General features: G+C 48.2%; 5 protein-coding genes. 4 read left to right on the top strand and 1 reads right to left on the bottom strand.

From position 1 onward, the window contains the following. The first annotated feature begins 621 nt into the window (after positions 1–621). The gene (locus CA598_RS24885) at positions 622–1,020 is read left to right on the top strand and encodes a DnaJ family domain-containing protein (RefSeq protein ID WP_094874128.1); all 399 of its coding nucleotides are present in this window, start codon (positions 622–624) and stop codon (positions 1,018–1,020) included. A 118-nt stretch (positions 1,021–1,138) separates the two neighbouring features. On the opposite strand, the gene CA598_RS24880 is transcribed toward CA598_RS24885, so the two are convergent. Further along, the gene (locus CA598_RS24880) at positions 1,139–1,564 is read right to left on the bottom strand and encodes a GNAT family N-acetyltransferase (RefSeq protein ID WP_094878256.1); all 426 of its coding nucleotides are present in this window, start codon (positions 1,562–1,564) and stop codon (positions 1,139–1,141) included. A 157-nt stretch (positions 1,565–1,721) separates the two neighbouring features. On the opposite strand from CA598_RS24880, the gene hrpB reads away from it, so the two are divergent. The 3 genes from hrpB to CA598_RS24865 all read left to right on the top strand — a co-directional run bounded on the left by hrpB (position 1,722) and on the right by CA598_RS24865 (position 5,995). Next, complete coding sequence (gene hrpB, locus CA598_RS24875; protein WP_094878255.1) at positions 1,722–4,214, top strand: ATP-dependent helicase HrpB; 2,493 nt, start codon at positions 1,722–1,724, stop codon at positions 4,212–4,214. Positions 4,215–4,310: 96 nt separating this feature from the next. Then, positions 4,311–4,895, top strand: coding sequence for a general stress protein (locus tag CA598_RS24870; RefSeq protein ID WP_094874122.1), 585 nt, complete (start codon positions 4,311–4,313; stop codon positions 4,893–4,895). A gap of 233 nt (positions 4,896–5,128) precedes the next feature. Next, on the top strand, positions 5,129–5,995 hold the full coding sequence (locus CA598_RS24865) for an NAD-dependent epimerase/dehydratase family protein (protein WP_094878254.1): 867 nt from the start codon (positions 5,129–5,131) through the stop codon (positions 5,993–5,995). Positions 5,996–6,000: the final 5 nt, after the last annotated feature.

Genomic DNA, 6,000 nt, shown 5'->3' with positions numbered 1-6,000 from the left:
TACTCAGCTTGTAACTCTACCTCCAAGGACGACGTCAGGCATTTTTCTTGTTGAGTTGGCTTATTAGAACGAGTATAACAATTGTTCGCATGAAAAAAAACTATTGTACGGTTTGGTTTGGCGTCTGTAATATGTTACGGACAGGGAGCAGAGAATGATGGTGTAGAAGAATAAATTGAATTTGCGGAATGGGGACTCTTGAGTCCTGAGCGATCTGCGGAGGCGAATATGAGGATGCGCAGACTTTTCGGACTGCATTGCAGCTATTTGAGCTTTTTAGTGCTTATTTTAGAGGTATCGGACTGCATAGCCATAGCTCTTATTTCCACAATTTCTATTAAAAATAGGGTGTATTTGCGTGAATAGGTGCAACTGAGTCCGATAGTGTAGCAAAATAGCCTGAAATTGCGAAATTAGGGCTCCTTAGTCCGTACGATCTGCGATGACGAGGAAGATTCACAGAGCGGAAAAGCATCGCCTTTTATAAGAATACATTGCGGCAGTTTGATGTATATCTACAGTTTTTATGCTAAAATAGACGCAATTCTGCTTGCCATACTTTTGCTTTGGCGAGGAGGATCATAGGGTGTGGCATTGGTGAATGGGAAGGGGGCTGCGTATATGGGGATGATGTCCTGGCTGGTTGAGCAGCGAATTCAAGAATCTATGCGTAATGGGGAATTTCGAGATTTACCTGGGCATGGCAAGCCACTGGAGCTTGAGGATTTATCGGGCGTGCCAGAAGAATTGCGCATGTCGTTCAAAATTATGAAGAATTCCGGGCTGGTGCCCGAGGAAGTATCATTGCGTGCAGAATGCGTTACCCTCGAAGGGCTGCTCGCTGCCTGCCACAATAGCGGAGGTATTGAAACTAGTGAAGGCAAGGCAATCCGGGCAAAATTGTCATTGAAAAGGCTGCGTCTGCAAGAGCTTCTGCGTGAACGAGGCTTAGATAGTAATTCTGCTTTTATGGAATACAGTGTTCAAATACACGAACAGATAATTAGGGAAGAAGAATAACGATTATTAGGGTTCTTTTGTATGGACATGAGGATAAATAGTATGATATAAAGGCATCTCTAAGTCGGTTTAGACGAAAGAGTTGCCTTTTTGCGTACTTCGCTTCATAAGTGTACTCTCATCTTGCTTGCTTGAAATATACCCATTCTGGATCACCATCGTCTAAATTCTCAATGATTCCGCTTCTTACAAATCCTAGAGAAAGACACACTTGCTGCATGATCGTATTGGACTCATTGGTGGAAGTAAACAGCTTTGGGGTTGGAGAATGTTCTTCAATGTAACGAATAAGTGCACCGGCAATGCCAAGACGTCTGAAATTAGGATTCACAATTACGAGCTGAATAAAACAGCATTCGAAAAAAGTGGTATCGTAACAAGCATAACCGACAGGCTCACTGTTAATCGAAGCTACAACACATTGCTCGTTTAGAATGTATTGCTCGATTTTAGGTTTGCGATTTTCGCTGCCAATGACCATGCTATCGATCTTGCTGAGTATAGATAAATCTGAAATAGCGGCAGTAGTTGTAGTTACAAGCATTTTAGAAAGCCTCCTTTTCTATAATATAAGAAAGTTATACTTGAAATGGTAAGTACAGTTTATCTTGATCTTTGAAGTTTTTTCGCACATGATAAATAGGGTTTAGACCACATCAAAGGAAATCATAACATATTATTACAAACGATGGAGAGATACAATGAAACAGCTTCCAATTTTACAGGTGCTTCCAGACCTTAAAAACATACTGAGCTCCTCACCGGCGGCTGTTCTGATTGCAGAACCCGGTGCGGGCAAAACAACAGGAACGCCTCCGGCATTTCTGGACGAGCCATGGATGGCTGGTAAAAGCATTCTTATGCTGGAGCCCAGAAGACTTGCTGCAAGATCAGCTGCAACTTACATGGCGTCCTGCCTTGGAGAAAGTGTTGGACAGACGGTAGGTTATCGGATGCGGAACGACACTAAGGTAGGCAAGCATACACGAATTGTTGTAGTGACTGAAGGTGTCTTAACGAGGATGCTTCAGAGTGATCCATCACTAGGGGATGTGGGTCTGATTATTTTTGATGAGTTCCATGAGCGTAGTCTACATGCGGATCTTGGACTAGCTCTGGCGCTGGAAGCGCAGGCAGTGCTGCGTGATGATCTTCGGATTCTGATTATGTCAGCAACATTGGATAGTAAACGGGTCTCGGTTATGTTGGGCGATGCGCCAGTCGTTGATTGTCCGGGACGAACCTATCCGGTGGAAACTATCTATACCCCAACTACAGGGAATCTTCCAATTGAAAAATCGGCCACAGCCGTAGTGAGACGTGCGCTTGCTGAACAGCCGGGAGATATTCTTGTATTCTTGCCGGGTGAACGAGAGATTCGCAGAACCCAAAATGAGCTGGAACAGGGTAAGCTTTCGGATGGGGTCGTACTTCGCCCTTTGTATGGACAATTACCACAGGTTATGCAGGATGCCGCAGTGGCTCCGTCTAAAGAAGGTGAACGTAAAGTCGTGCTAGCGACCTCCATTGCAGAGACAAGCTTGACGATTGAAGGTGTGCGAACGGTAATTGATACAGGGCTGCGTCGCACGCAGATTTTCTCTCCGCGTACGGGAATGCCAAGTCTTACAACGGTTCCGGTATCGAAAGCCTCTGCCGATCAGCGGCGTGGACGGGCCGGGCGGACAGCTCCGGGCGTATGCTACAGGCTGTGGAGTCAGGAGGAACATAATCGCCTTCCGGATGACAATGTGCCGGAGATTATGGAGACGGATCTTGCGCAGCTCGCTTTGGAGCTGGCGCTGTGGGGCGTGCGCGATCCTGCCGCGCTAGCTTGGCTTGATGCGCCGCCCGCTGCGCCTTATGCGCAGGGCACCGCGTTGCTGCGCCAGCTCGGCGCGCTGGATGCCGGCGGCGCCATCACGCCGCACGGCCGCAGCATGGCCGCGCTTGGCGCGCATCCGCGAGCCGCGCATATGCTGCTGCGCGCGGCAGAGCTTGGCGCAGCACCGCTCGCCTGCCGGCTGGCGGCGCTGCTGCAAGAGCGGGACCTGTTCAAGGGTCCCGCGGCACAAGATTGCGACCTCACGCTCCGCGTAGAGGCGCTGCTCCGGTTCGAGCGCTCCGCCGATACGGGCGGAGCGGACCCTGCGGCTCTGCGCGCGGTGGTGCGCGAGAGCCGCAATTTCCTGGCGCAGCTGCAAGCAGCGCCGGGCGGGACCGTGAACGACATCAGCCCCTGCGGGCTGCTTCTGTCGTTCGCCTATCCCGACCGTATCGGGCAGAAACGCGGTGATGGCGCGTTTCTGCTATCCGCCGGTCGTGGCGTGGCCATGCGGGAAGGGCAACCTCTGGCCCGATCCGCTTATATTGTGGCTGCGTCTGTTGACGATCGAGCCACACAAGGCGCAATCTTGCTGGCAGCTGAGCTAGAAGAAGGAGAACTGCTTAAATATCATGCAGATCACATCATAGAGGATTCTGACGTGTATTGGGATAAAGAAAGTGGAAGCGTGAAAAAACGCCGCCGAACGATGCTTGGCGCTCTTGTCTTAAAAGAAACGTCACATGAAAGACCCTCCGCAGAAGAAACAGCGAAAGTACTGCTAAGTGTAATCGCAGAGGATGGGGTTGATATCTTACCGTGGGAAAAGGGAACCCTGCAGCTTCGTGAGCGGTTAATGTTTATGCATGCCTTACGTTCAGACTGGCCGGATGTCTCAGATGAAGCATTAATTGAGACGCTGAATGAATGGCTATTACCTTACATTCAGGGTATGCGGAACTTGCGCGATCTTCAGCGAATCCCGTTATCCCGGGCGCTTGAGGGGCTGCTGGACTGGAATCAGCGACAGCTTCTTGAACAGGAAGCACCGACACATATAACAGTTCCTAGTGGCTCGCGTGTGCCGGTGGACTATGCTAATCCAGCTGCTCCCGTACTGGCTGTGCGTTTGCAAGAGATGTTTGGACAGTTAGACACCCCTAGAATTGGAGGGGGGAAGGTACCTGTTTTGCTTCATCTTTTGTCACCGGCAAGAAGACCGATGCAGGTGACTTCTGACCTTGCAAGCTTTTGGCGTGGCACTTATTTTGAGGTTAAAAAGGATCTAAAAGGACGGTATCCTAAGCACTATTGGCCAGACGACCCTTTGCAAGCTATTCCGACCCATCGAACACGTCCCAAGAAATAATATGGTTATTCGTGCACTTGAATTTTAAATTAGATGTTTTGACTTCAGCTTACAGGGTAATTAACTAGCGAAGACAATTACTAAGGAGGGCTTCAAGTGACTAAAAAAATCGTAGGTATCTTTGATACAGAACAAGAAGCAACCAGAGCCATTGAAGGACTTCACAATCAAGGGTTCAGTAATGATGAAATATCAGTAATCACACGTGATCGCGATGAGCTAAGACATATTTCGGATGATACAGGTACAAAAGCTCCCGAAGGAGTGGCAACAGGTGCTGCTACGGGCGGCGTATTAGGTGGTGTTACCGGACTTCTAGCAGGTATCGGAGCGCTCGCCATTCCGGGCATTGGTCCTATTCTGGCAGCGGGACCTATTGTGGCAACATTAACAGGTGCAGCCGTCGGTGCAGGTGCAGGTGGCTTAGTTGGCGGTCTGATCGGTCTTGGCATTCCTGAGGATGAGGCAAAAGAATACGAAGGATACGTAGAAAGTGGCAAGATCCTTGTGCTTGTTGAGGATAATGGACGAGGGTATCAAGCGCATGATGTGTTCCGAGACAATCGCTCACTAAATGCTCAGCGTTACGAAGGCGTCTATAACGAAGATACTCGTCTAGGTAATTCAATGGCTAACAGAGCAGACCGAACGGCTGAAGTTTATAACCGCGATAAAATCTAAAATGTTAATCGGCCTACTTTTACTATGAACAATTCATTAAAGACTGCACCTCCTAGCGATAAGCTGTGAGGTGCAGTCTTTGTTATACATGTGGTATGATATGGATAATAATCCAAATTATATTCGGATATTTGAGAAGTAACTGAAAAATGCACAAAGCAGTTACAATGGCAGATATTTCTGATGTACATAGCAATGTTTATACTTAGAGGCTGTTCTTAAGGAGGGATTAGATGAAGATATTTGTAGCCGGTGCAGCGGGCGTGATAGGACGGCTATTGCTACCTAAGTTATTTGAAGCGGGGCATGAGGTTGTCGGAATGACCCATAAGGAAGAAAATAGAGCATTTATTGAGAAATGTGGAGCACAGGCGGTAATCGCGGATGTCTTCGATCGAGAGGCCATATTTACGTCCATTCACAAAGCACAGCCAGAAGTGGTTATTCATCAGCTAACTTCACTAAGTCAGCGGAATTTCTCAGATAATTCCAGGATAAGAATAGAAGGAACACGAAATATTGTGGATGCATCCCTTGCAGCTGGCGTGGAACAAATTATTGCACAAAGTATTTCATGGGCTTATGAAGCTGGAGAGGAGCCAGCTACGGAGGAAACTCCATTAGATCTTAAGGCTTTAGAGCCTCGGAGAAGAACGATTGAAGGTATATATTCACTAGAGAAAGCAGTTGCCGAGATCCCAAATCATGTGATCTTGCGGTATGGAATGTTGTACGGCCAAGGAACATGGTATGACACTAATGGCTATATGGCAGAGGAAATTCGTCAAGGACGAGTGACAGCGACAGATGCAGTTGTATCATTCCTACATGTGGAAGATGCAGCTAAGGCAGCGGTGCTTGCTCTGAACTGGCCTTCAGGCCCTGTGAACATCGTAGACGACGAGCCTGCTAAAGGATTGGATTGGTTATCAGCTTATTCAGATACCATAGATGCTCCTGCTCCTAATGTTCAAGAAGGCAGAGAAGGATGGGAACGGGGAGCCTCCAATACGAAAGCCCGAATGGATTACGAATGGAGTCCACTCTACCGGTCATGGAGGTCAGGATTTGCTCGGAGCATGAATGTCCAGAGTGAATGAATTCA

The organism is Paenibacillus sp. VTT E-133291 (assembly GCF_002264395.1).
GTDB lineage: Bacteria > Bacillota > Bacilli > Paenibacillales > Paenibacillaceae > Paenibacillus_AQ > Paenibacillus_AQ nitricinens.
The sequence above is the reverse complement of the archived record's forward strand: the minus strand, read 5'-3'. Positions and strand labels throughout refer to the sequence as shown.